The following is a 21494-nucleotide window of genomic DNA, read 5'->3' as shown; positions in this document are numbered from 1 at the left end:
TTCCGATGTGGTGGGATGTGCCGTCACCAGGTGATGGTCACTGACGCGGGGGTGCGTGTTGAGGAGTGGACGACTGTTCGGTCTCCGGCCGGACGAGGGTGCGGCGGAGCTCGCCGCGGCGGGCCTGATCCGGCTTGCGGCCGAGGAGCGGCAGAGCGGCGGGGCCGGCACCCGGCCCTGGCTGTGGCAGATGCGGGCGGCCTCGTTCGCGGACGCCTGGCTGGCCTTCGCCGACCCGGCGGCGCCCGGGCTGCGGGTGCCCGCGGAGGCCGTCCTGCAGTCGGTGGTGCACCGGGCGGCCGAGCTGGTCCTCCAGGCGCACGACGGGGACGGCCCGGCGGCGCTCGACCGGCTGGGCCGGCAGGCCGCCGAGGCCCGCGAGCGGGCCCGGCGGGACGACGCCTCCCACCCGGCCGAACCCGACGCCTTCGCCCTCGTCTGGCACGGCGTCCAGGCCGCGTCCGCCGGCCACGGCGCCGAGACCGAGCGGGAACTCCACCGCACGCGCATCGCCGAACGGTGCGAGGCGTACGTCCGCGGGCGGCACCGCCGCCAGGACACGCTCGCGCTCGTGCTGGCCTGCGCCCGGTGCGCCGCGGGCGCCCTGGGCGAGCTGAGCGACGACGACCCGGGGGCTACGGCCGCGTGCCTGGAGGAGCACGCGGCGCGGTTCATGCGGCAGGACGGTCCCGCCCCGCTCTGGGTGCCGGGCCGACCGGGCCAGCTCACCGGCTGAGGACACCGGGCGGACGGCCGTCGGCCGCCCGTCACCGGGCGCTCGTCAGGCGCCGGCGCGGGGCACCTCGTCGAGGAGGTGCCCCAGCGCCTCGTCGGCCAGTGCGTACCGGACGACCCGGCCCTCCTTCACCGCGGTGACGGCGCCGGACGCCCGCAGCAGGCGCAGGGTCTGCGAGACGGCGGTGGGGCTCACGCCGCAGGCGAGGGCGAGGTCGGAGACCGGGATCGGCCCGGCCGCGCGCAGGGCCACCAGCACGGCCAGCCGCCCCGGTTCGGCCAGCAGCGCGAACCGGGCCGCCGCCCGGCGCAGCCCGTCCCGGCCGGCCACGGCCTCGGCCGCCGCGCGTGCCGCGGCGTCGTCGATCGCCCGTGCCACCCCGTCCCCCACTCGTACGCATGCCGCCACGTTGCGTTATTGCAACATATGCGCAACTGCGCAACCTTGTCGAGAAGTGCGGCATGCCCCTACGGTGGTCCCGCCGTGGTGCTCGGGAAGACCGGTGACGCTCCTTCGGGAGCCAGTCCGGAGCGGCCCTCGCCACTGTGAACGGGGAGCGTCCCTGCCGGGTCCGCGCACGCGGGCAGTCACCGGTGCCGCACGGCGCCGGGAAGACGAGTCAGGGACGCGCTCGGCCCTGCCCGGACGCGGGCGGAGCCGTCCACCCAGAGCCAGGAGACCGGCCACGGCGTGCACGACTCCCCCGACCTCACCCGGGGGTGCCCCCCATCGAGGAGCTGGAGAGGCTGCCCGCCCATGTCCCTGACCAATGAGTCCCCCGGAACGACACTCGCCCAGCCGCCCCGCTGGCAGCGCCGGGACACCGTCCGCACCGCGGTCCTGCTGGGCGTCATCGCCGCCATGCACGTGGTCGCCTTCGGCACGCTGTTCCTGCTGGTCGCGCCCAACGACTACACCGTCGGCACCCAGGTCTTCGGCGTCGGACTCGGCGTCACCGCCTACACCCTCGGCATGCGGCACGCCTTCGACGCCGACCACATCGCCGCCATCGACAACACCACCCGCAAGCTGATGGCGGACGGGCAGCGCCCGATCTCGGTCGGCTTCTGGTTCGCGCTCGGCCACTCCAGCATCGTCATGGCGATGGCCGCCCTGGTCGCCGGCGGCGCCCAGTTCGCCGGCACCCTCGTCGACGAGGAATCCAGCGTCCACGGTGTGCTCGGCGTGATCGGCACCAGCGTCTCCGGCACCTTCCTCTACCTGATCGCGGCGCTCAACCTGTTCGCGCTCGCCGGCATCTACAAGGTCTACAAGGCCATGCGGGCCGGGCAGTTCGACGAGCGGCAGCTGGAGAAGCACCTCGACGAGCGCGGCTTCATGAACCGGATCCTCGGCCGCCTCACCAAGTCCATCACCCGCCCCGGCCAGATGTACCCGCTGGGCGTGCTCTTCGGCCTCGGCTTCGACACCGCGACCGAGGTCGCCCTGATGGTGATGGCCGGATCCGGCGCCGCCTCCGGCCTGCCCTGGTACGCCATCCTCTGCCTGCCGCTGCTCTTCGCCTGCGGCATGAGCCTGTTCGACACCCTCGACGGCACCTTCATGAACTTCGCCTACCACTGGGCGTTCTCCAACCCCGTGCGCAAGGTCTACTACAACCTCACCATCACCGGCCTCTCCATCGCCGTCGCCTTCCTGATCGGCACCATCGAGCTGGTCTCCGTCCTGCACGAGAAACTCGACCTCACCGACCCGGTCAGTACCTGGATCGCCGAGATCAGTCTCGACAACGTCGGCTACGTCATCGTCGGACTGTTCGTCGTGGTCTGGGCCTGCGCCCTCGGCTACTGGCGCATCAGCAACGTCGAGCAGCGCTGGGCCGCCCGGGTCGAGAAGACCGGCTGAGCCGAGCACCCCGGCCGGCCCCGGTACCCGGCCGACGCGCGCCCCCGGGCCGCCACCGCGTGGTGGCGGCCCGGGGGCGCCGTGCTTGCGGCGGGGCCGACGGGGCGCAGCGCTCCGTGCGGAGGTCACGTCCGGGCGCCGGGCCCGGCGGGCCCCGCGACCGGGGCCGGCAGGTGCGCGTGCACGGTCTTGCCGCCGCCGGGGCCGAGGGTGGTGTAGAGGCAGTCGCAGAGGGCCGCGACCAGGCCCAGTCCGAGACCGCTCGTGGCGACGCCCGGTTCCGCCGGTCGCGGCAGGGGCAGGAGGCGGCTGGTGTCACTCACGGTGACGGCGATCCCCGAAGCGTCGCTGCTCAGGCGGACGTTCCCGGGGCCGCCGGTGTGACGGACGGCGTTGGTGACGAGTTCGCTGACGACCAGCAGGGTGTCCTCGTACAGCGCGGGCGGGACGCGGCTGCGGGCGAGGAAGGCCCGGGCCTGCGCGCGGACCTCCGCGACGCCGGAGGGCCGGCCGGGGAAGGAATCGGTCCACGCCGGCGGCGGGATCCGGGCGGGGGCGGACAGGGGTGCGACGGTGTCCATGGCCTGACGGCCTTTCGGGAGCCGGCCGGGCGGCGGCCCGGCCGGTGGTCCGGAGGTGAGGGGTCCGGGTCCGGCGGCGGGAACGGGCGCGGGGGCCGGAACGGGGGCGGGGCGACGCCCCGACCGCCCGTCCGACCCGTCGCCGACCGTACGCCGCGGGGACACGGCGCACGGTCGGCGGGCCCGGTGGCGAGGACCTGGTGGCGGGGCCTGCGGCGGCCTGACGGCAGCCGACGGCGGTGTCGTACGGCGGTGTAGACGGCGGTGCCGTTCAGCGGCAGTGCCAGCCGGCGGACACCCAGACGCGCTCCCAGTGCGCCGGGGTCCACTTGTTCTCCCAACCGGCCTTGTGCCACACCTTGTGCCAGGAGCCGTCGTGCCAGTGGTGGTGGTTGTCCCACCAGCCCGGGTGCCACTCGTTGTGCCAGTGGCCGGACTGCCGGACCGGCTCCGAGTGGCCGGGCACCAGCTTGTTCTCCCAGTGCGCCGGGTACCAGCGGCACTGCCGGTGATCCTGGTGCTGCCGGTGGTCCTGGTGCTGCCGGTCTCCGTGGTCGGTCGTCCGGACGGTACTCGCCGAGGCGGCCGAGGCCGCGCCGGCGGACGTGGCGACCGCTGCGCCGCCGCCGAGCATCACGCAGGTGGCGGCGACGGCCAGCGACTTCCTGGTCCGTGTTGCGCGCATGGCCCGTCCTCCTTCCTGATCCGATGTCATCCGGCCCTTCCCGCCGCACTGTTCGGGTGCTCTGACGGGCGGACGCCGGAACTTGTTCTCTGCCACTGATTCGCACGGGACCGGGCGCCGGACGGGTCACGCGGGCATAAATTGTGGGGGAATGTTCTACTTTTCACCGGTAAAGGAAGCACTGGCGACCCGCCCGGCGGACAGGGGACCCCGCTGCCCGCCCCCGCACCCCGCACCCCGCTGCGGCGACCCGCGGTCGACCCGCCCGGGTGATTCCTGCCGGGAGACCAGTCCGCGGGGCCCGTCGGTCACGAATCACCAGTGCGGGCGCGCGTGAGAGCCCCCGCGCCCGGCGTGCGACCGTTCGCCGGGCCGTGCGAGTCGGAACCGCCGGGGTGAGCGACGGCACGGACGCAGCCGTACCCGGGCGCCGTCCGTGCCGCCCCGGCTCCGGCGACGAAGGGAGCCACGGTGTCCGAGCCGCTAGCACTGCCCGGCCCCACCGCCGCGGACCGGCGACTGCGGGAGCTGGTGGCCCGCACCGCCGTCGGCGACCACGACGCCTACCGCACGCTCTACCGGGCCCTGGCCGGCCAGGTCCTCGGCATGGTGCGCCGCGTCCTGCGCGATCCGGCCCAGTCCGAGGAGGTCGCGCAGGAGGTGATGCTGGAGGTCTGGCGCTCCGCCGCCCGCTACCGCCCCGACCGCGGCGGCGTCCTGGCCTGGGTGATGACCATGGCCCACCACCGCGCCGTCGACCGCGTCCGGCGCTCCCAGGCCGAGGCCTCACGCGAGGAGAAGGCCGCCGCCCACCTCCAGGAACGCGCCTTCGACGAGGTCGCGGAGCAGATCGAGAACCGGCTGGAGCGTGAGCGCGTGCGCCGCTGCCTGGGCCGGCTCACCGAACTCCAGCGCCAGTCACTCGTCCTGGCCTACTACCGCGGGCTGACCTACCCGGAGGTCGCCGACCTCCTCGAAGCCCCGCTGAGCACCGTCAAGACCCGGATGCGCGACGGACTCGTCCGCCTGCGCGACTGTCTGGGGGCCGGCTCATGACCGCGCACGACTCCCACACCCTCGGGGGCGCCCACGCCCTCCACGCCCTCGAACCCGCCGAGGCCGCGCTCTTCGAGACGCACCTGGCCGCCTGCCCGTCCTGCGTCCAGGAGGCCGCGGAGTTCGCCGACACCCTGGCCCGGTTCGCCGCCGCCGACGCCGTGCCCCTGCCGGACGGCATGGAGGCGCGCGCGATGACCGCCGTCACCGGGATCCGCCAACTCCCTCCGGCGCGCCGCACCCCGGACCCGCGTCCACCGGCACCCCCGGAGCCGGGCCACGAACCGGCCCCGTCCGTACCGGCGCCCCGCCGCCCGCGCCGCCGCGCGCGCGAGCTCGTCCTGGCCGCCTGCCTCGCGCTCACCGCCACCCTCGGCGGGGTCGCCGTGCAGCAGCACGACCAGGCCGAACGGGCCCGCACGGCCGCCGCACACCAGCGGACCGAACTCCAGGAGGTCGCCGCGCTGGTCACCGCCCCCGACGCCCGCAGCAGCACCACCGGCTCCGACGAGGGGAGCGGCACCGTCGTCTGGTCCGCGGACCGCAACCAGGCCGCCTTCCTCACCACGGGGCTGGCCCCCCTCCCGCCCGATCGCGTCTACGAACTCTGGTACGTCGACGACGAACCGCGGCCGGCCGGCCTGCTCCCGCAGTCCCGCGGCACCGTGGTGCTCGCCGGTCCGCTGGACGGCGCGAAGGCCGTCGCCGTCACGGCGGAACCCCTCGGCGGCTCCCCCGCACCGACCACCGACCCCCTGCTCGTCGTCCGCCTCGCCTGACCGCCGCGGGCGCCGCGCGCCGGGGCCGGGAGCCGGTCGCGCCACCGTGACGGCCTTCTCTCCCCCCGTCCTTCACACACCTGTCCTCGCCGGTGTTCGACGGGTGACGCGTACGTCGACCGTGCCGTCGTCGCACCCGTCACCCGTCAGGCGTCGCCCGTCCGGCGTCACCCGTCAGGCGTCACCCGTGGGCGGAGGTCAGTCCTGGGCGATCGGCAGGGCCAGGTCCGTGACGGCCGAGCCGACCGCGAACGCACCGAGCGCGGTGGCCCGTCCGGTCAGGACGTCGACCCGGTAGAGCGACCGGGTGCCGCCGACCTCGAGCGCGGCGTAGCCGTGGTTGGTGCCCTGCCCGGTCGAGTAGTAGATGTCGAAGCCCGCGTCGACGGCGGGGTCGACGCCCAGCGCACCGGTCGGGGCGAGGGTCCCGGCGTTGGCCGGCGACTGCAGGACCGTCCGGTTGAGGGTGGTGTCGAGGTCGAAGAGCGTGGTGGCGGTGGCCGGGTCGAGGTCGTTGTTGGTGTAGGCCGCTGCGGTGACGCCGAGCGCGGTGGTGCCGGTGGTCGCCGGGGGGACGGCCGGGTTGGTCAGCGTGCCGTCGGCGACGGTGGTGCCGGCCGCCGGGGTGCCCGCCGGGTCGTCGAGGTTGTGGCGCAGGTTCTGGCCGGTGTCCGAGATGACCCGCAGCCGGTTGGCGGCGGGGTTGAAGTCCACTCCGAAGAAGGCGCCCTGGAGCGGGACGGTCAGCTGGGAGACCTTGGTGGCGCAGCCGCTGGTGTCGTCGAGGGTGTAGATGCCGCCCTGGTCACCGACCCCGTAGAGCAGGCCGTTCTGCACGCGGTAGTCGATGCCGACGATCCTCGCGTCGCCCGTGAGACCGGTGACCGCCCCGACGGTGCGGACCCGGTCGGGGTGGGTGACCGGGAAGTCCACGAGTGTCTGGTCGGCGGTGAGGCCGATGGCGTGGAGTCTCTCCCCGCCCTTGGCGTCGGCGGGGGTCAGCGCGGTGGCGCCGGGGGCGAAGGTCAGGCCGAGCGAGGCGGCGGTGAGGGCGGTGGCGACGGCTGCCGCCAGACGGTTGCGCATGGGTGCTTCCTCCGGTGGGTGGCGGGCCCCCGGGGGGGGGGCCCGCCACCCAGCAACGCACGGCGTCGGCCGCTCCCGTCGCGCGGCGCGGCCGTGGTTCACCCGGGAGGAGGCCGGGTCGGGGTGAAACCCGTGGCCCGACCAGTCCGGCGGCCCTCGGTGTGCGAACACTCCGCTGCCGGGGCGCTGCGCCCCGGCCCAGGGGCACCGCACCCCGGGTGCGCCCGGAGCGCGGGGAGGGCCTAGAAGTAGTGGACCACCGCCAGCCGGAAGCGGGCCTGCACGGCGATTCCCGCGCCCTCGTGCGCGAAGGTCACGTCCTGGTGCCGGGCCAGGCCGGGCTGCGTGACGTCCGCGCTGGAGATCGTCCCGAAGGACTCGCCCAGGGACAGCGGTGCGATGTCCTCCGCGAACAGCTCCCCGCCGAAGTCGAGGAAGTAGCCGAAGTACTTCGGTTCCGAGGGATCGAGGTTCTCCCCGACGGACAGGGCGATCCGCATCCCCGCGTCGACGGGCGTGGCCTCGCCCCGGAAGAGGCGGAGGGGGCCCTCCGGGAAGGTGAACACGTCGTGCCGTGCCATCTCCACCGCCGTGACGGCTCCGCCGGTCATCAGGACCTTGTTGTAGGTCACTCCCCGGAGGCCGCCCGACACGTCCACGTAGTCGTCGGATCCGAACCCGCCGGTCTCGGCGTAGAGCTCCTCCAGGACGACCTCGACGAGTTTCGCCATCGGGGACCTCCGCCCGCGTCGCTCCGCCCGGTCCCGGGCGCTGCGCCCGCCGGAGCTGAGGATCTTCCCCAGCATCGCAGCCGGGCGGCGGCCCCGCACATCGGTCGGGTCCCCCGGCCGAGGGCCCGTCCGGCCGCCGCGGGGTGCGGCCTGCGCCACCTCCGGGACCAGTGGGCCGGGATCCGCCGGGGCGCGGGAAGGGCCTCGCACCGGGCCGTCCACGGTACGGCCAGCGGGACAGCGCCGCGCCGTCGGACCGCGCCGCGCACTTCCGGCGGCCCCGACCGGCCCCGGTATCCGCCCGGCGGGCACCCGCGCCGGGTCCCGGCTTCCGTCGCATGACATCGTGGACCCATGTGCGGACGCTTCGTTTCCACCACGACTCCCGTCGACCTGGTCGCCCTGCTCGGGGAGATGCGCTGGGACCCCGCCGAAACCCTCGCCCCGAACTGGAACGTCGCACCGACCGACCCGGTGGCGGCCGTGCTGGAGCGCCTCGACCGGGAGTCCGGTGAGCTGGTGCGGCAGGTGCGCCCGGTGCGCTGGGGTCTGGTGCCGTCCTGGTCGAAGGACGCGTCCGGCGGCGCGCGGATGATCAACGCGCGGTCGGAGACCGTCCACGAGAAGCCGGCCTACCGGAAGGCCTTCGCCGAGCGGCGCTGCGTGATCCCGGCCGACGGCTACTTCGAGTGGCGGCCCGTCCCGGCGGGCGAGGGCCGCAAGGCGTACAAGCAGCCGTACTTCCTCACCACCGGGGAACCGATGCTGATGGCCGGCCTGTACGAGTTCTGGCGCGACCCGGCGGTGCCCGAGGACGACCCGGCCGCGTGGCTGGCCACCGCGACCGTCGTCACCCGGGACGCCACCGACAGCGCCGGCCGGATCCACGACCGGATGCCGCTGACCATCGCCACCGCCGACCTCGCGACCTGGCTCGACCCCGCGACCACGGATCCCGACGAGCTCCACCACCTGCTGCACACCCCGGGCGGCGGTGACCTCACCGTCCGCGCCGTCTCCACCGCGGTGAACAGCGTCCGCTCCGACGGCCCGCAGCTGCTGGACGAGGTGCCGGACCCGCTCGGCCTCGCCGGGTAGCGGCCGGGCCGGCGGTTCCGGCGGCGCGACCGGTGACGCGTCGACCGGAGGCGCGCCGGACGGGGGCGGTCAGGCGGGCGGGACGTCGGGGCGGAAGGCCAGGAGGGCGATGTCGTCGCGGGCGTCGGGGACCTGGGCGAGCAGGTGGTCGCACAGATCGTCCAACGGACGGTCGCGCGCCCGGCCGGCCGTGTGCGCGAGCCGGTCCAGGCCCGTGGTCAGGTGCTCACCGGGGACTTCGACGAGTCCGTCCGTGTAGAGGATCAGGGTGTCACCGGCGGCGAGGCCGGCGCGGTGGGTCCGGCGCTCCTCGGCGGGGGCCACGCAGAGCGGCACGTCCGTCAGGTCCGACGTGAGGTAGCGGGCCGGGCCGTCGGCGGGCAGCAGCAGCGGGGGCGGGTGTCCGGCGTTGGACCAGGCCGCGAACCAGCCCCGGCCGGAGCGGGTGAGCTGGACGTGGACCGCGGTGGCGAAGGAGCCGATGCCGAGGCCCTCGGCGGCCCGGTCGAGCGCGGACAGGGTGTCGGCGGGCGTGTGCCCGGGCGTCGCGTTGTAGGCGACCGAGCGCAGCATGCTGCGGAACTGGCCCATCGTGGTGGCGGCGGTGAGGTCGTGGCCGGCGACGTCCCCGATGGTCAGGGTGAGGGACCCGTCGGGCAGGAGGAAGGCGTCGTACCAGTCGCCGCCGACCTCGGCGGTGCGGTTGCCCGGCTGGTAGCGGGCGGCGAGCCGGGCGCCGGGGACGGCCGGCGGCTCGGTGAGCAGGGCCCGCTGGAGGATCAGCGCGGCGTGGCGGGTGCGCTGGAGCTCCAGGGTCTGGCCCAGCGCGCCCTGTGCGCGCTGGAGGACTTCCTGGAGGAGGTCGATGTCGCCCCGGCCCGGCGGGGGCGAGCCCTGGCAGGTGGCGGCCGCGGCGAGGGCGGTGGGGGTGCCGTCGATGACCAGGGGCAGCAGGGTGAGGCTGGTGGCGCCGGCGGCGGCCAGCCAGCGCGCGGACTCCTCGGGCACCACGCCGGAGGGGATCTCGCCCGGCGGGAAGGTCAGCAGGGCCGGGGTGCGGTCGGCGACCGCGCGCAGGGCCACGGGTCCGAGCCGGAACGTCTGCCCCCGGAGCGGGGGCAGCGGGGGCAGGCCCGCGCGGGAGGTGGAGGCGATGCGGGTGCCGGTCGTCGCCCCGTGGCCCCGTTCGGAGAGCAGGAACACGGTGCAGGCGTCCGTGAGCTCGGGCACCACCAGCCCCGCGACGGCCGCGAAGGCGTCCTCCGGTCCCACGCTCTCGGTGACGGCCATGGTGTCGGCGAGGAGCCGTTCGCGCAGCCGGGTGCGCCAGCGGTCCTCGACGTCGGCGGTCGCACCGACCCACTCCACGAGCTCGCCCTCGCGCACGATCGGGACGCCGCGGGCGGTGATGTGGCGGTACTCGCCGGAGGCGAAGCGCAGCCGGTAGGTGTGTTCGAACATGGCCGGCTCACCGGCCTCCGCCTCCATCCAGCGTTCCCGCAGGCCGGCGCGGTCGTTGGGGTGGACCAACGACATCCAGGCCTCGTCCATGGTGTCGCGCCAGGGGTGCCCGGTCAGCCGCTCCCAGCCGGGGACCAGCTCGGTCATCGCGCCGTCCGGCTGGGCGGTCCACACCAGCTGGGAGACGGCCGAGACGAGGGCCTCGTAGCGCTGGAGGGCGTGCAGGCGTTCCGTCGACAGGCGCTGGGCGCGCTGGGCGGAGTGCACCTGCCCGGTGGTGTCGATGGCGGCGACGAGGACGCCGGGGCCGAAGCGGGAGGCGACCGGCGAGCAGCTGTAGACGAAGTGCCGGTGCTCGCGCTCCCCGTCGCCGGAGCCCTCCAGGGTGCGCGGGGTGGTGACCTGTCGGGCGGTGGTGTCGGCGAGGACGAGGTCGAGGGTGTCGACGAGTCCCTCCTCCTGCGGTTCGGTGAACAGCTCGCCGACGGGCACGCCGAGCGGCCGGGGGCCGAACAGGTCACGGAAGGCGTCGTTGCGGTAGACCAGGCGGTGTTCCCGGCCGGCCGTCAGCGCGATCGCCACGATCGCCCGGTCGAAGACCTCCGGGGTCAACTGCGGCTCGAACACCCGTGACGGCCCCTTTCCGGTTTCCGGACGACGGACGACGGACGACGGACGACGGACGACGGCAGGACGCTCAGGCCCGGTGTCGGCGGCAGGCGGGACCGCCGTTCGGTCGGCAGGTTCCGATGCAATGGAACCACCGATGGGCCGCACTCCGCATCCAAGGCGCCGCCTCGCGCGGTCACCGCGGGTGACGGCGCCCCGGGTCGGGGCCGGGGCGCCGTCGGGCGGTCACCCCGTGGCCGTCCACCTCAGCAGGGCCGCGCCGAGCGACATGCCGCCGCCGAACCCGGCGAGCAGCACCAGGTCGCCCGCGCGCAGGTGGCCGCCCCGGTGGGCCTCGTCGAGGGCCAGGGCCACCGACGCGCTGCCGGTGTTGCCGTACCGCTCCAGCGTCCGGTGCGTGTGCGCGTGGTCCAGGCCGGCCAGGGTCACCAGCTCGCCCAGCAGCACGCCGTTCGCCTGGTGCGGCACGAAGTGGTCGACGTCGGCCAACCGGTGGCCGGTGCGCTCGACCAGCGTCCGGACCGCTCCGGGAACGTGCTCCACGGCGAAGTCCCGGACGGCCCGGCCCTTCATCCGGAAGAAGTGGCCGCCGTTCTCGACGGTGTCGTGCGTGGCCGGGTGCCGGCTGCCGCCGGCCTCCACCCCGATCAGCCCGTGCGCGTGCCCGTGCCCGGTCAGCTCCACGTCCACGAAACCGCCCTCCGGCACGGCACCGACCAGCGCCGCCCCGGCGCCGTCACCGAACAGCACCACCGTCCTGCGGTCGGTGGGGTCCAGGATCCGCGAGTACACGTCGGCGGCGACCACCAGCGCGTACGCGCCGGGCTCCTGGGCCACCAGGGCCCGGGCCAGAGCCAGGCCGTAGACGAAGCCGCTGCAGACGACGTTGATGTCGAAGCACGCGGCGCCGTGCGCGCCGAGTGCGTCCTGCACCAGGTGCGAGGTGGGCGGCTGCGGCGAGTCGGGCGTCGAGGTGGAGACGATGAGGTAGCGCAGCGCCGAGGCCGGCAGCCCCGCCTGCCGCAGCGTCCGTGCCGCGGCCTCGGCCGCCAGGTCCGAGGTGGCCTGGTCCGGTGCGGCGTAGCGGCGGGCGGCGATCCGCGTCTTCCGCTCGATCCACTCCGGGGTGACACCGGCCGGCCCGGCGATGTCGGCGCCGGTCACGATCCGCTCGGGGACGTACGACCCGGTGGCCAGGATCCCGGTCCCGCCCATCGTCACACCCGCGCCGTCGACGCGTACCGGCGCCAGGAGGTGAGCCGCTCGGCGCCGATCCGTGCGCGGGCGTCCGGGTCGGTCACCCCCAGGCCCTCCGCGGGCGCCAGGCAGAGCACGCCGACCTTGCCGATGTGCCGGTTGGTCTGCACCAGGCGCAGCGCCTCGCCGGTCTCCGCGAGGGGGAAGACGTCGGTGAGGATCGGCACCAGGCCGCCCTGCCGGAACAGCCTGGCGGTGTCGAACTGCTCCTGAAGGTTGGCGATGTGACTGCCGATCACCCGCTTGAGGTTCATCCACAGGTAGCGGTTGTCGTACTGGTGCTGGTAGCCGGTGCTCGACCCGCAGGTGACGACGATGCCGCCGCGCCGCACGACGTGCACCGAGGTGCCGAACGTGGCCCGGCCGACGTAGTCGAAGGCGACCCTGGGGTCCTCCCCGAGCTCGGCCCGGATCCTGCGGCCGAGCCGCTTGCCGTACTCGATCGCGTCCGCCGTGCCGTCCGAGTCGTCGCCCATGCCGATCTCGCGCCGGTCGATGATCACGTCGCAGCCCTGCTCGCGGAGGATCTGCGCCTTCCGGTCGGAGCTCACCACCCCGACCGCGATGCCGCCGCCGTTCTTGACCATCTGCACGGCGAACCCGCCCAGGCCGCCGGTCGCGCCCCAGACCAGCACGACGTCGCCCTGCTTGATCTGCGCGCCGTGGTCGCCGACCAGCATGCGGTAGGCGGTGCCCGCGCACAGCGTGATCGAGGCGGCCTCCTCCCAGGTCAGGTGCGGCGGCTTGGGCACCAGCTGGCTGGCCCGCGCGACCGTGTAGTGGGCCAGGCCGCCGAAGTTGGTCTCGTAGCCCCAGGCCCGCCCGCCGGGGCCCATCATGCCGTCGTCGTGCGCGCCCGGCTCCTGGTCGTCGACGTAGGCCGGGCTGACCATGACGTGGTCGCCGACGTTCCAGTGCCGCACGCCGTCGCCGACCCGGACCACCACGCCGGCGGCGTCCGAACCGACGATCTGGTGCGGCAGGTCGTGGCGGGCCGCGTATCCGCCCTGCCGGGCGAGCCGGTTCAGCGCCGTGAACGTCGAGATCGGCTTGAACATCGCCGACCACACGGTGTTGTAGTTGATCGAGCTGGCCATCACCGCGACGACCACCTCGTCCGGGGCCAGCCGGGGCATCGGCACCGGGCCGACGTGCAGCGACCGCCGGACGTCGGGGTCGGCGTCGCCGTCGAAGATCCCGACGTCCGAGGCCCGCAGGTGCGCCGCGGGGAACAGATCGGGCAGCGGGAGCGCGCCGAGTTCCTCCGGGGAGGCACCGGAGAGCACCGCTTCGGCCAAGATATCCATGGAAGAGTCCTCGCGTTCGCGAACGGGTGTGCGGTCAGCCGGTGGCGTCGAACGCGGCGGCGTCACCGACGTCGCCGACGGCCGGCACCGGGAAGGGGGAGGCCGCGCCGGGCCGGACCGGTGCGCCCTCGCGGCCGGCGCCGGCGGCCCCGGGGCGGTGCGGACGGCCGGACGGTTCGCCGGAGGACCGCCCGCGCAGGGCCGGCGCGACGCCGGCACCGGGCCACCGGGTGGACGTCGCCGTCCCGGTCGGCGTGTGCATCCGGCTCTCCCCCCGCTTGCCGTGCTCCCCACCCCGATCCTTGGGGCCGACCGTGCCCGTTCACACCCCAGCGTCGCCCCTACGGGTCCGACGCCTTCCGTGGGACCCGGGGCGCCGCCGGACGGGACGGCCGCCGGCGCCCCGGGACCGCTCACGCGGCGGGTACGAGCGTCACACCCGCCGCCGCCGCGAGGGCCGCGTCGGCGGCCTCGCCGGGTGCGCAGGAGCGCCGCAGGGCGGCCAGCAGCCGCGGGTCCAGCCGGGCCGAGGCGGCCCGCCGCCCCGGGTCCACCAGCCGGGCGGCCTCCGCCAGCCATGCGGAGGACGCCGGCACACCCAGGAACCCGGCCAACCGGGTCAGCTCCGCCGGGGCGTCCGCGACCAGGGCCTCGTAGGAGATCATGGTCCACTCCTCGGAGGGCAGCCGCAGCAGTTCGTCGGCGCCCTCGCTGACCATCGTGGACCACAGCGCACCGAACGCGGTGACCGGGATGTCCCGGCGCATCAGCCGCGGCAGTTCCGACGGGAGCGCCAGCAACCGGCCCAACTCCTCCGGGAGCAGCCGGAACTGGGCCTCCCCCAGCTCCCCCGGGGAGGCGACCCCGGCGATCCGGGCGGCCTCCTGGCCCAGCAGCATCTGCCGGAACCCGGGGTGCCGGCTCATCGACAGCGCCGAGTCGGCACCGTCCCGGGTGAGGTAGACGAACCTGGCCTCGGGGAACTGCGCCCGCAGCGCGGGCAGCATCCCCAGCGACCCTCCGGACCGCTCCACGGGAACCGGCCGGTCGAAGCGTTCGGCCAGGTGGGCGAAGAGCGCCCGGTACTGGTCCGCGATCGGACGGGCCGGCCAGCCCGGTACCTCTCCGGCCAGCTCGTCGTGGAGCGCGTCCGGGTCGTCGGAGAGCATCGGCAGCGTCATGTGGCAGATCGCCGGGACACCCTCGACCGGGTCGAACCGCCCGGTCCCGTACGGGTAGATCAGTTCGGAGACCTTGAGTCCCTCGGCGACCATGATGTCCATGGTCGGCTCGGGCTCGCTGAGCATCCGCCAGAACTGCGCGCCGTCCGGGGCCCCGTCGAGGTAGCCACGGCTGCGCACGGTGCTGAAGAGCTCGCTCAGGCTGAGCACCTCGGGGTGGGCGCGCAGCATCCGGGAGACCAGCGTCGACCCGCACCGGCCGGTACTGATGACGAACGTCGGAGTCATGGACCGTCCTCAGAGCGAGAGGGAGAGCAGCTGGTCGCTGATCAGGTTGATCACCGCACGCTGGTGCTTGGCGAGGTAGAAGTGGCCGCCCTCGAAGGAGCGCAGCTCGAACTCCCCGGTGGTGTGGTCGGCCCACGCGCCGGCCTCGTCCAGGGTCACCTTCGGGTCGCTGTCGCCGGTCAGCGCGATGATCGGGCAGTCGAGCACCGGTCCGGGCCGGTACCGGTAGGTCTCGGCGGCCGTGTAGTCGCTGCGGATCGCCGGCAGGATCATCCGCAGCAGCTCCAGGTCACCGAGGATGCGGGCATCGGTGCCGCTGAGGGTCTTCAGCTCCGCGACGATCTCGTCGTCGCCGAGCTTGTGCACGTTCTCGTCCCGGTGCCGGGAAGGGGCGCGGCGGCCCGAGGCGAACAGCGTGACGGGGGCTTCGAGCTGCTCGCGCTTCATCCGCACGGCGACCTCGAACGCCACGGTGGCGCCCATGCTGTGGCCGAAGAACGCCAGCGGGCGGTCCATCAGCGGGCGCAGCGCGGCGAAGGCCTCGTCGGCCAGCTCGGCGACGGTGGTCAGCGGCCGCTCGTGCCGCCGGTCCTGCCGGCCCGGGTACTGCAGCGCCACCACCTGGACGGTCGACTGCATCGCGTCGGAGACCGGGTAGAAGAAGCTGGCCGAGCCACCGGCGTGCGGGAAGCAGACCAGGGTGGCCTCGCTCGGTTCGTGGTGGAACCGGCGGACCCACGGGTTGTCGTACTCGACGTTGGTCATCGGGAGGAGGCTTTCGGTTCGAGAGGGGACGAGGGCGTGGAGGAGAAGGAGGAAACGGGAGCGGAGGAGGACGGACCGGGGGCTGCGGGGGATCCGGCCGACGCGGCGAGCCAGTCGTCGACCGCCCGTGCCGTGGTCGCGGCGTGCTCCTCCATGACCGAGAAGTGGTTGCCGGGGGTGTCCACCGTGCTGTGCGGCAGCGTCCACGACGAGCGCCAGTCACCGTCGCGCGACCAGCCGAACATGGGCTCGGTGGCCCGGACGAGCAGCGTGCGGGCCCGGATCGGGGTCGGCTGCCACCCGTGGAACAGCCGGACGTAGCCGCCCATCGCGGTCAGCCGGGTGTCGTCCATCGGGACGTAGCCGTCCTCCCGCTCGATCATGCCGGCGCTGAGGACCGGCTGGATGCCCGCGAGCGCCTCGACGTCGTGCGAGTAGATGTCGATGAGCACCAGCGCGTCCACGGCCGCGCCGGCACGCTCCAGTTCGGCGGCCACCGCGTGCGCGAGCATGCCGCCCGAGGAGTGTCCGACCAGCGCGATCGGCGACCCGCCGGTGTGCGCCAGGATCGCCTCGGCCTGCGCCGAGACCACCGCCTCCACCGTCGCCGGCAGTGGCTCGCCACGGCCGAACCCGGGCGCGGCGACGGCCGCGACGTCCCGCCGGCCGCGCAGGGCGCCGGCGAACCGGACGTACTGGTGCGGGCCGGAGATGGCCAGGATCGAGGGCAGGCAGACGAGGCCGGGCGCGTCCGTGCCCCCGGCCAGCCGCACCACCGGAACCGGCGCGGGCAGCTCGCGACTCGTCCGGAAGGCCGGGCGGAACTCCGACGCGGCGACCAGCAGGCCGAAGAAGTCGCCGCTGCGCCCGGTGGCGGAGGCTTCCCGGAACAGCGTGCCGAGGGTGCCGGCGGCCTCCTCCGGCGCGGGCCGGTCCCCGTCGCCGGGCGCGAACTGCCCGGCGAGGTGGGCCACGAGGGCATCGGGGGTGGGGTGGTCGAACAGCAGCGTGGTCGGCAGCCGCAGTCCGGTGGCCGCGCCGAGCCGGTTGCGCAGTTCCACCGACGTGAGCGAATCGAATCCGGCCTCCAGGAAGGGCCGGTGCGGGTCGACGGTGTCGGACCCGGTGTGGGCGAGGACGACGGCGGCCTGCCGGGCGACCAGGTCGGCCAGCGCCTCCCGCCGCTCGTCGGCGGGCAGTTGCGCCAGCCGGCGCTGGAAGGCCGCGAGCGCGGACCGGTCCGGCACACCTCCCCCGGACCGGCCCGCCGGGGCGAGCCCGGCCAGGATCTCGGGGAGCGCCCCGGCGGCCCCGGCGGCACGGAGTCCGGCCAGGTCCAGGGAGACCGGGACGACGAGCGGACGTCCCTCGGCGAGCGCGGCGTCGAGGGCGGCGAGTCCCTGCTCGTCGGTGAGCGGGAGGACTCCGCCCTGGCGCAGCCGCCGCCGCTCGGCGTCGGTGAGGCTCTCACCCATGCCCGCGTCCCACAGGCCCCAGGCGAGGGAGGTCGCCGGGACGCCCCGGGCGCGCAGCTCGGTCGCGTACGCGTCCAGGAACGTGTTGGCGGCGGCGTAGTTGGCCTGGCCCGGGTTGCCGACGACGCCGGCCACCGAGGAGTAGAGGACGAAGGCGCTGAGCGTCCTGTCCTCCGTCGCGGCGGCGAGGTTGCGCGCGGCGTCGACTTTGACCCGGAACACCGTGTCGAGGCGCTCGGGCGTCAGATCGGCGAGGAGGGCGTCGTCCAGCACACCGGCGGCGTGGATCACCGCGGTCACCGGCTCGTCCCGCAGCGCTGCGGCGACCGCTTCCGCGTCCGCCACGTCACAGGCCACCGCCCGCACCTTCGCCGGAGCGAGCTCCTCGACGAGTCCGGCATCCCCACCGGAACGGGACAGCAACAGCAGATCACGGACACCGTGCGTCTCGACCAGATGCCGGGCCACCAGGCCACCGAGCGTGCCGGTCGCACCCGTCACCACCACCGTGCCGTCACCGAACTCCACCGGCGCGGACACGGAACCCGACAGGCGCACCAGACGCGGCGCGGACACCACGCCCTCGCGCACCAGCGCCTGCGGCAGCGGATAGAACACGTCCTCAGCCGCGTCCACCAGATGGAGCCGGTCCGGATGCTCGGCCTGCGCCGACCGCACCAGACCCCACAACGCGGCACCGTCCGCATCGGAAATCTCCGCGCCTTCCGCACCGAACGTCCGCACCACCAGGCGCGATTCGGACCACGCCGCGTCGGCCAGCCACGACTGGAGCAGCACCAGCAACGCGGCAGCCCGCTCCCGGGCCGCACCCGCCGCCGTCGCATCCACCAACAGCACCGGCACCGGCACCGGCAGCGCGTCACCGAGACGGATCACCGCACCCGGCACCTCACCCGCCACCTCCTGCGCGGCCCACTCCACCGCGTAGAGCAGCCGCTCGGCCGCTCCGCCGCCCAACTGGCCGGCCGCGACCGGCCGCAGGGTGAGCCGGTCGACCCGGGCGACCGGCAGGCCGGTCGGGTCCGCCAGGTCGAGTCCCACCGTGTCGGTGCCGCTCCGGGCCGTCAGCCGCACCCGCAGCGAGGTACCGGCGGCCGGGGCGAACCGGTGGACCCCGGAGAACGCGAACGGCAGCCGCAGCCCGTCACCGGACAGCAGCGCCGCCGGGCCGATCGCGTGCAGGACCGCGTCGAACAGCGCCGGGTGCAGCCCGAATCCGTCGTCCGGCGCGTCGGTCCGCACCTCGGCGAACACCTCCTCGCCGCGCCGCCACAGCCGGCGCAGGCCCCGGAAGGCCGGCCCGTAGTCGAGGCCGGCGTCCGCGAACGCCTCGTACAGCCCGGCCAACGGCAGCTCCTCGGCTCCGGCCGGCGGCCAGTCGACCAGGTCGGCGTCGACGTCGGCGGCTTCGGCGGCGGAGAGGACACCGGTGGCGTGCAGGACCCACGGCTCGCCGTCGTCCGCGCGGGAGTGGATCGTGACCGGGCGTCGGCCGTCCTCCTCGGTCACGGTGAGCCGGAGGGTCACCGTGCCGCGCTCGGACAGGGTCAGTGGCGCCTGGAGCAGGAGTTCGTCCAGCGCCGGCGCGCCGGCGCGTTCGCCGGCGGCGAGCGCCAGCTCGACCAGCGCGGTGCCCGGCAGCACGGCGCGGCCCAGCACGGTGTGCTCGGCCAGCCAGGGCTGGGTGGCCGCGGTGAGCGTTCCGGTGAGGACCACCGTGGCGGTGTCCGGGAGGTCGACCGCGGCACCGAGCAGCGGATGACCGGTCGGGTCCAGGCCGAGGCCGTGGGCGTCGCCGCCACCGGGGCGCGGGCGGGGCCAGAGCCGGCGGTGGGTGAACGGGTAGGTCGGCAGGTCCGCCCGGCCCGCCCCGCCGACGACCGACCGCCAGTCGACGTCGGCGCCGTCGACGAACAGCGTGGCGACCGAGGTCAGGAGGGTCAGCGGCTCGGTGTGCCCGCGGCGCAGCGCCGGCACGGCCAGCAGCCCGGCATCCGTCTCCTGGACCAGGGTGGTGAGCACCGCGTCGGGCCCCACCTCCAGGACCCGGGTGACCCCCTGGGCGGCGAGTGCGTGGACGGCGTCGGCGAAACGGACCGGGCGGCGGACCTGGTCGACCCAGTAGTCGGGGTCGGTCCATTCGCCCCCGGCGACCGCCGCACCGGTGACGGTGGAGACCGCGGCCACCCTCGGCTCGGCGAACGTCAGCCCGGCGGCCTCCTTCGCGAAGTCGGCGAGCACCGGCTCCATGAGCCGGGAGTGGAAGGCGTGGCTGGTCCGCAGGCGGCCGGTCTTCCAGCCGCGCTCGGCGGCGGCCGTCGCGGCCCGCTCGATGGCGGCGTCCGATCCGGAGAGCACGACCGCGCGGGGCCCGTTGACGGCCGCCACGTCGATGTCCCCGCACGCCGCCCGGACGTCGGCCTCGGCGGCGCGCACCGTGAGCATCCCGCCCCCGGCCGGCAGGGCCTGCATCAGCCGACCGCGTGCGGTGACCAGCCGGGCCGCGTCGGCCAGGGTGAGGACCCCGGCCACGTGGGCGGCGGTGATCTCGCCGACCGAGTGTCCGGCGACCACGTCCGGCCTGATGCCCCAGTGCTCCAGCAGGGCCGCCAGCGCGACCTCGACGGCGAAGAGGGCGGGCTGGGCCGTCCCGGTCCGGTGGATCCCCTCCTCGTCGTCGAGCAGGTCGTGGGCGGGCAGGCCGAGCGCGGCGCACACGGCGTCGAACGCGGCCGCGTACACCGGGAACGCCGTGTAGAGCTCGCGGCCCATGCCGACCCGCTGGGCGCCCTGGCCGGTGAAGACGAGGGCGAGCCGGCCGGGGCGTGCGGTGCCCCGGACGGTGCCGCCCTCGGACAGCGCGGCGGCCAGCGCGGGCCGGTCCGGGCCGAGGGCGACGGCCCGGTGCGGCAACCGGGACCGGTCGGCGAGCGTACGGGCGACCGCGCCCGGCTGCACGTCCGGACGGTCGGTGAGGAACGCGGCCAGTCGGCGGGCCTGGGCGTCCAGCGCGGTCTCGTCGGCCGCCGCGAGGACGACCGGGACGACGGGGACGACCGGGGCCGCGGGGGTGGCCGGCGGAGGCGTCTCGGCCGGGGCGGCGGCCGGCTCGGTGGCCGGTGCGGCTTCGAGGATGACGTGGGCGTTGGTGCCGCTGATCCCGAACGAGGACACCGCCGCCCGGCGCGGCCGGCCGGTCGCGGGCCAGTCACGCGCCTCGGTCAGCAGCTCCACCGAGCCAGCCGACCAGTCCACGTGCGACGACGGCTCATCCACGTGCAGCGTGCCGGGCAGCACGCCGTGCCGCATCGACTCCACCATCTTGATGATGCCGGCCACACCCGCCGCCGCCTGCGTGTGACCGAGGTTCGACTTCACCGAACCCAGCCACAACGGCTCGTTCTCCGCACGGTCCTGGCCGTAGGTCGCCAGGAGGGCCTGGGCCTCGATCGGGTCGCCCAGCGGCGTGCCCGTGCCGTGGGCCTCCACCACGTCCACGTCGCCGGTGCCGAGCCGTGCGTTGGCCAGCGCCTGGCGGATCACCCGCTGCTGCGAGGGCCCGTTCGGGGCGGTCAGGCCGTTCGACGCGCCGTCGGAGTTCACGGCACTCCCCCGGACGACCGCGAGGACCGGGTGGCCCAGGCGCTGCGCGTCCGAGAGCCGCTCCACGAGCAGCATGCCGACACCCTCGCCCCAACCGGTGCCGTCCGCCCCCTCGGCGAACGACTTGCACCGGCCGTCGGGCGCCAGGCCGCGCTGGCGCGAGAACCCGATGAACGTGTTCGGGGTCGCCATCACGGTGACGCCCCCGGCGAGCGCCAGCTCGCACTCCCGGTTCCGCAGCGCCTGCACCGCCAGGTGCAGGGCGACCAGGGAGGAGGAACACGCGGTGTCGACGGTGAGTGTCGGCCCCTCCAGACCGAAGGTGTAGGCGACCCGGCCGGACGCGATGCTCCCGCCGGTGCCCAGGAATCCCTCGGCCGCCTCCGCCGAGTTGCCCATCACCAGCGCGTAGTCGTTGTACATGACGCCCGCGAACACACCGGTCCGCGAGCCACGCAGCCCCAGCGGGTCGATCCCGGCCCGCTCGAACGCCTCCCACGACGTCTCCAGCAGCAGCCGGTGCTGCGGGTCCATCGCCAGCGCCTCGCGCGGCGAGATCCCGAACGCCGTCGGGTCGAAGTCGGCGGCCCCGGACAGGAATCCGCCGTCCCGGGAGTACGACGTACCCGGGTGGTCGGGGTCGGGGTGGTAGAGGTTCTCCACGTCCCAGCCACGATCGGTCGGGAACGTCCCGATCGCGTCCCGGCCCGCGGCCACCAGCTCCCACAGGTCCTCGGGCGAACCGATCCCGCCGGGGAACCGGCAGGCCGTCCCGACGATCGCGATCGGCTCGGACGCGGCCTGCTCGGCCCCGCGGAGCTGCTCCCGGGTGTCGTGGAGCTCGGCGGTGACTCGTTTGAGGAAGTAACGCAGCCGATCCTCGGGGAC

Annotated in this window: 17 protein-coding genes; 5 read left to right on the top strand and 12 right to left on the bottom strand. The window is 75.0% G+C overall.

Features of this window, described 5'->3' with window-relative positions:
* The first annotated feature begins 58 nt into the window (after nucleotides 1–58).
* Complete coding sequence (locus ACFWIC_RS31845) at nucleotides 59–736, top strand: hypothetical protein (RefSeq protein WP_380520610.1); 678 nt, start codon at nucleotides 59–61, stop codon at nucleotides 734–736.
* Nucleotides 737–781: 45 nt separating this feature from the next.
* Here ACFWIC_RS31845 and ACFWIC_RS31840 read toward each other — a convergent pair whose 3' ends face one another.
* Complete coding sequence (locus tag ACFWIC_RS31840; protein ID WP_329881361.1) at nucleotides 782–1114, bottom strand: metalloregulator ArsR/SmtB family transcription factor; 333 nt, start codon at nucleotides 1112–1114, stop codon at nucleotides 782–784.
* A 378-nt stretch (nucleotides 1115–1492) separates the two neighbouring features.
* On the opposite strand from ACFWIC_RS31840, the gene ACFWIC_RS31835 reads away from it, so the two are divergent.
* Nucleotides 1493–2602, top strand: a complete 1110-nt coding sequence (locus ACFWIC_RS31835; RefSeq protein ID WP_329881362.1) for a HoxN/HupN/NixA family nickel/cobalt transporter — start codon at nucleotides 1493–1495, stop codon at nucleotides 2600–2602.
* A gap of 125 nt (nucleotides 2603–2727) precedes the next feature.
* Here ACFWIC_RS31835 and ACFWIC_RS31830 read toward each other — a convergent pair whose 3' ends face one another.
* Entirely contained in the window at nucleotides 2728–3183 is a 456-nt protein-coding gene (locus tag ACFWIC_RS31830) for an ATP-binding protein (RefSeq protein WP_329951200.1), read from the bottom strand.
* A gap of 271 nt (nucleotides 3184–3454) precedes the next feature.
* Nucleotides 3455–3868: a hypothetical protein gene (locus ACFWIC_RS31825; RefSeq protein WP_329881364.1), complete on the bottom strand. Its 414-nt coding sequence runs from the start codon at nucleotides 3866–3868 to the stop codon at nucleotides 3455–3457.
* A gap of 471 nt (nucleotides 3869–4339) precedes the next feature.
* Here ACFWIC_RS31825 and sigK point away from each other — a divergent pair, with 471 nt between their 5' ends.
* Both sigK and ACFWIC_RS31815 read left to right on the top strand, forming a co-directional pair.
* Nucleotides 4340–4924, top strand: a complete 585-nt coding sequence (gene sigK / locus ACFWIC_RS31820) for an ECF RNA polymerase sigma factor SigK (protein WP_329951199.1) — start codon at nucleotides 4340–4342, stop codon at nucleotides 4922–4924.
* Nucleotides 4921–5703: an anti-sigma factor gene (locus ACFWIC_RS31815; RefSeq protein ID WP_329881366.1), complete on the top strand. Its 783-nt coding sequence runs from the start codon at nucleotides 4921–4923 to the stop codon at nucleotides 5701–5703. Before sigK ends, ACFWIC_RS31815 begins: the two co-directional genes overlap by 4 nt.
* 198 nt (nucleotides 5704–5901) lie before the next feature.
* Here the strand turns inward: ACFWIC_RS31815 and ACFWIC_RS31810 are convergent, their stop codons facing one another.
* Together ACFWIC_RS31810 and ACFWIC_RS31805 are read right to left on the bottom strand one after the other, a co-directional pair.
* Nucleotides 5902–6789: a DUF4394 domain-containing protein gene (locus ACFWIC_RS31810; RefSeq protein WP_380520609.1), complete on the bottom strand. Its 888-nt coding sequence runs from the start codon at nucleotides 6787–6789 to the stop codon at nucleotides 5902–5904.
* Nucleotides 6790–7031: 242 nt separating this feature from the next.
* Nucleotides 7032–7520: a hypothetical protein gene (locus ACFWIC_RS31805; RefSeq protein WP_380361871.1), complete on the bottom strand. Its 489-nt coding sequence runs from the start codon at nucleotides 7518–7520 to the stop codon at nucleotides 7032–7034.
* Nucleotides 7521–7874: 354 nt separating this feature from the next.
* On the opposite strand from ACFWIC_RS31805, the gene ACFWIC_RS31800 reads away from it, so the two are divergent.
* Entirely contained in the window at nucleotides 7875–8618 is a 744-nt protein-coding gene (locus ACFWIC_RS31800) for an SOS response-associated peptidase (RefSeq protein WP_329881369.1), read from the top strand.
* Nucleotides 8619–8687: 69 nt separating this feature from the next.
* Here ACFWIC_RS31800 and ACFWIC_RS31795 read toward each other — a convergent pair whose 3' ends face one another.
* The 7 genes from ACFWIC_RS31795 to ACFWIC_RS31765 all read right to left on the bottom strand — a co-directional run bounded on the left by ACFWIC_RS31795 (nucleotide 8688) and on the right by ACFWIC_RS31765 (nucleotide 21479).
* Nucleotides 8688–10706, bottom strand: a complete 2019-nt coding sequence (locus ACFWIC_RS31795) for a SpoIIE family protein phosphatase (protein WP_329951196.1) — start codon at nucleotides 10704–10706, stop codon at nucleotides 8688–8690.
* Between the two features lie 228 nt (nucleotides 10707–10934).
* Nucleotides 10935–11924 (bottom strand): beta-ketoacyl-ACP synthase 3, encoded by a 990-nt coding sequence (locus tag ACFWIC_RS31790; protein WP_329881371.1) that lies wholly within the window; start codon nucleotides 11922–11924, stop codon nucleotides 10935–10937.
* Between the two features lie 2 nt (nucleotides 11925–11926).
* Nucleotides 11927–13273 carry a crotonyl-CoA carboxylase/reductase gene (gene ccrA / locus ACFWIC_RS31785; RefSeq protein WP_329951194.1) on the bottom strand — a complete coding sequence of 449 codons (1347 nt, stop codon included), beginning with the start codon at nucleotides 13271–13273 and terminating at the stop codon, nucleotides 11927–11929.
* 34 nt (nucleotides 13274–13307) lie between these two features.
* The gene (locus ACFWIC_RS31780) at nucleotides 13308–13535 is read right to left on the bottom strand and encodes a hypothetical protein (RefSeq protein WP_329881373.1); all 228 of its coding nucleotides are present in this window, start codon (nucleotides 13533–13535) and stop codon (nucleotides 13308–13310) included.
* A gap of 151 nt (nucleotides 13536–13686) precedes the next feature.
* The gene (locus ACFWIC_RS31775; protein WP_329881374.1) at nucleotides 13687–14742 is read right to left on the bottom strand and encodes a sulfotransferase; all 1056 of its coding nucleotides are present in this window, start codon (nucleotides 14740–14742) and stop codon (nucleotides 13687–13689) included.
* 9 nt (nucleotides 14743–14751) lie between these two features.
* Nucleotides 14752–15507 carry a thioesterase II family protein gene (locus ACFWIC_RS31770; RefSeq protein WP_380361863.1) on the bottom strand — a complete coding sequence of 252 codons (756 nt, stop codon included), beginning with the start codon at nucleotides 15505–15507 and terminating at the stop codon, nucleotides 14752–14754.
* Complete coding sequence (locus tag ACFWIC_RS31765; protein WP_380520616.1) at nucleotides 15504–21479, bottom strand: type I polyketide synthase; 5976 nt, start codon at nucleotides 21477–21479, stop codon at nucleotides 15504–15506. Before ACFWIC_RS31765 ends, ACFWIC_RS31770 begins: the two co-directional genes overlap by 4 nt.
* Nucleotides 21480–21494 lie beyond the last annotated feature (15 nt).

It is taken from the genome of Kitasatospora sp. NPDC127035, assembly GCF_042726075.1.
GTDB lineage: Bacteria > Actinomycetota > Actinomycetes > Streptomycetales > Streptomycetaceae > Kitasatospora.
This window is presented reverse-complemented; position numbering and strand designations above follow the sequence as displayed.

Excerpts from the sequence above, each read along its gene's own strand:
- ACFWIC_RS31815 (WP_329881366.1), top strand. The coding sequence starts at position 4,921 with ATGACCGCGCACGACTCCCACACCCTCGGGGGCGCCCACGCCCTCCAC.
- ACFWIC_RS31770 (WP_380361863.1), bottom strand. The coding sequence starts at position 15,507 with ATGACCAACGTCGAGTACGACAACCCGTGGGTCCGCCGGTTCCACCAC.
- ACFWIC_RS31780 (WP_329881373.1), bottom strand. The coding sequence starts at position 13,535 with ATGCACACGCCGACCGGGACGGCGACGTCCACCCGGTGGCCCGGTGCC.
- ACFWIC_RS31800 (WP_329881369.1), top strand. The coding sequence starts at position 7,875 with ATGTGCGGACGCTTCGTTTCCACCACGACTCCCGTCGACCTGGTCGCC.
- ccrA (WP_329951194.1), bottom strand. The coding sequence starts at position 13,273 with ATGGATATCTTGGCCGAAGCGGTGCTCTCCGGTGCCTCCCCGGAGGAA.
- ACFWIC_RS31830 (WP_329951200.1), bottom strand. The coding sequence starts at position 3,183 with ATGGACACCGTCGCACCCCTGTCCGCCCCCGCCCGGATCCCGCCGCCG.
- ACFWIC_RS31825 (WP_329881364.1), bottom strand. The coding sequence starts at position 3,868 with ATGCGCGCAACACGGACCAGGAAGTCGCTGGCCGTCGCCGCCACCTGC.
- ACFWIC_RS31835 (WP_329881362.1), top strand. The coding sequence starts at position 1,493 with ATGTCCCTGACCAATGAGTCCCCCGGAACGACACTCGCCCAGCCGCCC.
- ACFWIC_RS31810 (WP_380520609.1), bottom strand. The coding sequence starts at position 6,789 with ATGCGCAACCGTCTGGCGGCAGCCGTCGCCACCGCCCTCACCGCCGCC.
- ACFWIC_RS31790 (WP_329881371.1), bottom strand. The coding sequence starts at position 11,924 with ATGGGCGGGACCGGGATCCTGGCCACCGGGTCGTACGTCCCCGAGCGG.
- ACFWIC_RS31805 (WP_380361871.1), bottom strand. The coding sequence starts at position 7,520 with ATGGCGAAACTCGTCGAGGTCGTCCTGGAGGAGCTCTACGCCGAGACC.
- ACFWIC_RS31775 (WP_329881374.1), bottom strand. The coding sequence starts at position 14,742 with ATGACTCCGACGTTCGTCATCAGTACCGGCCGGTGCGGGTCGACGCTG.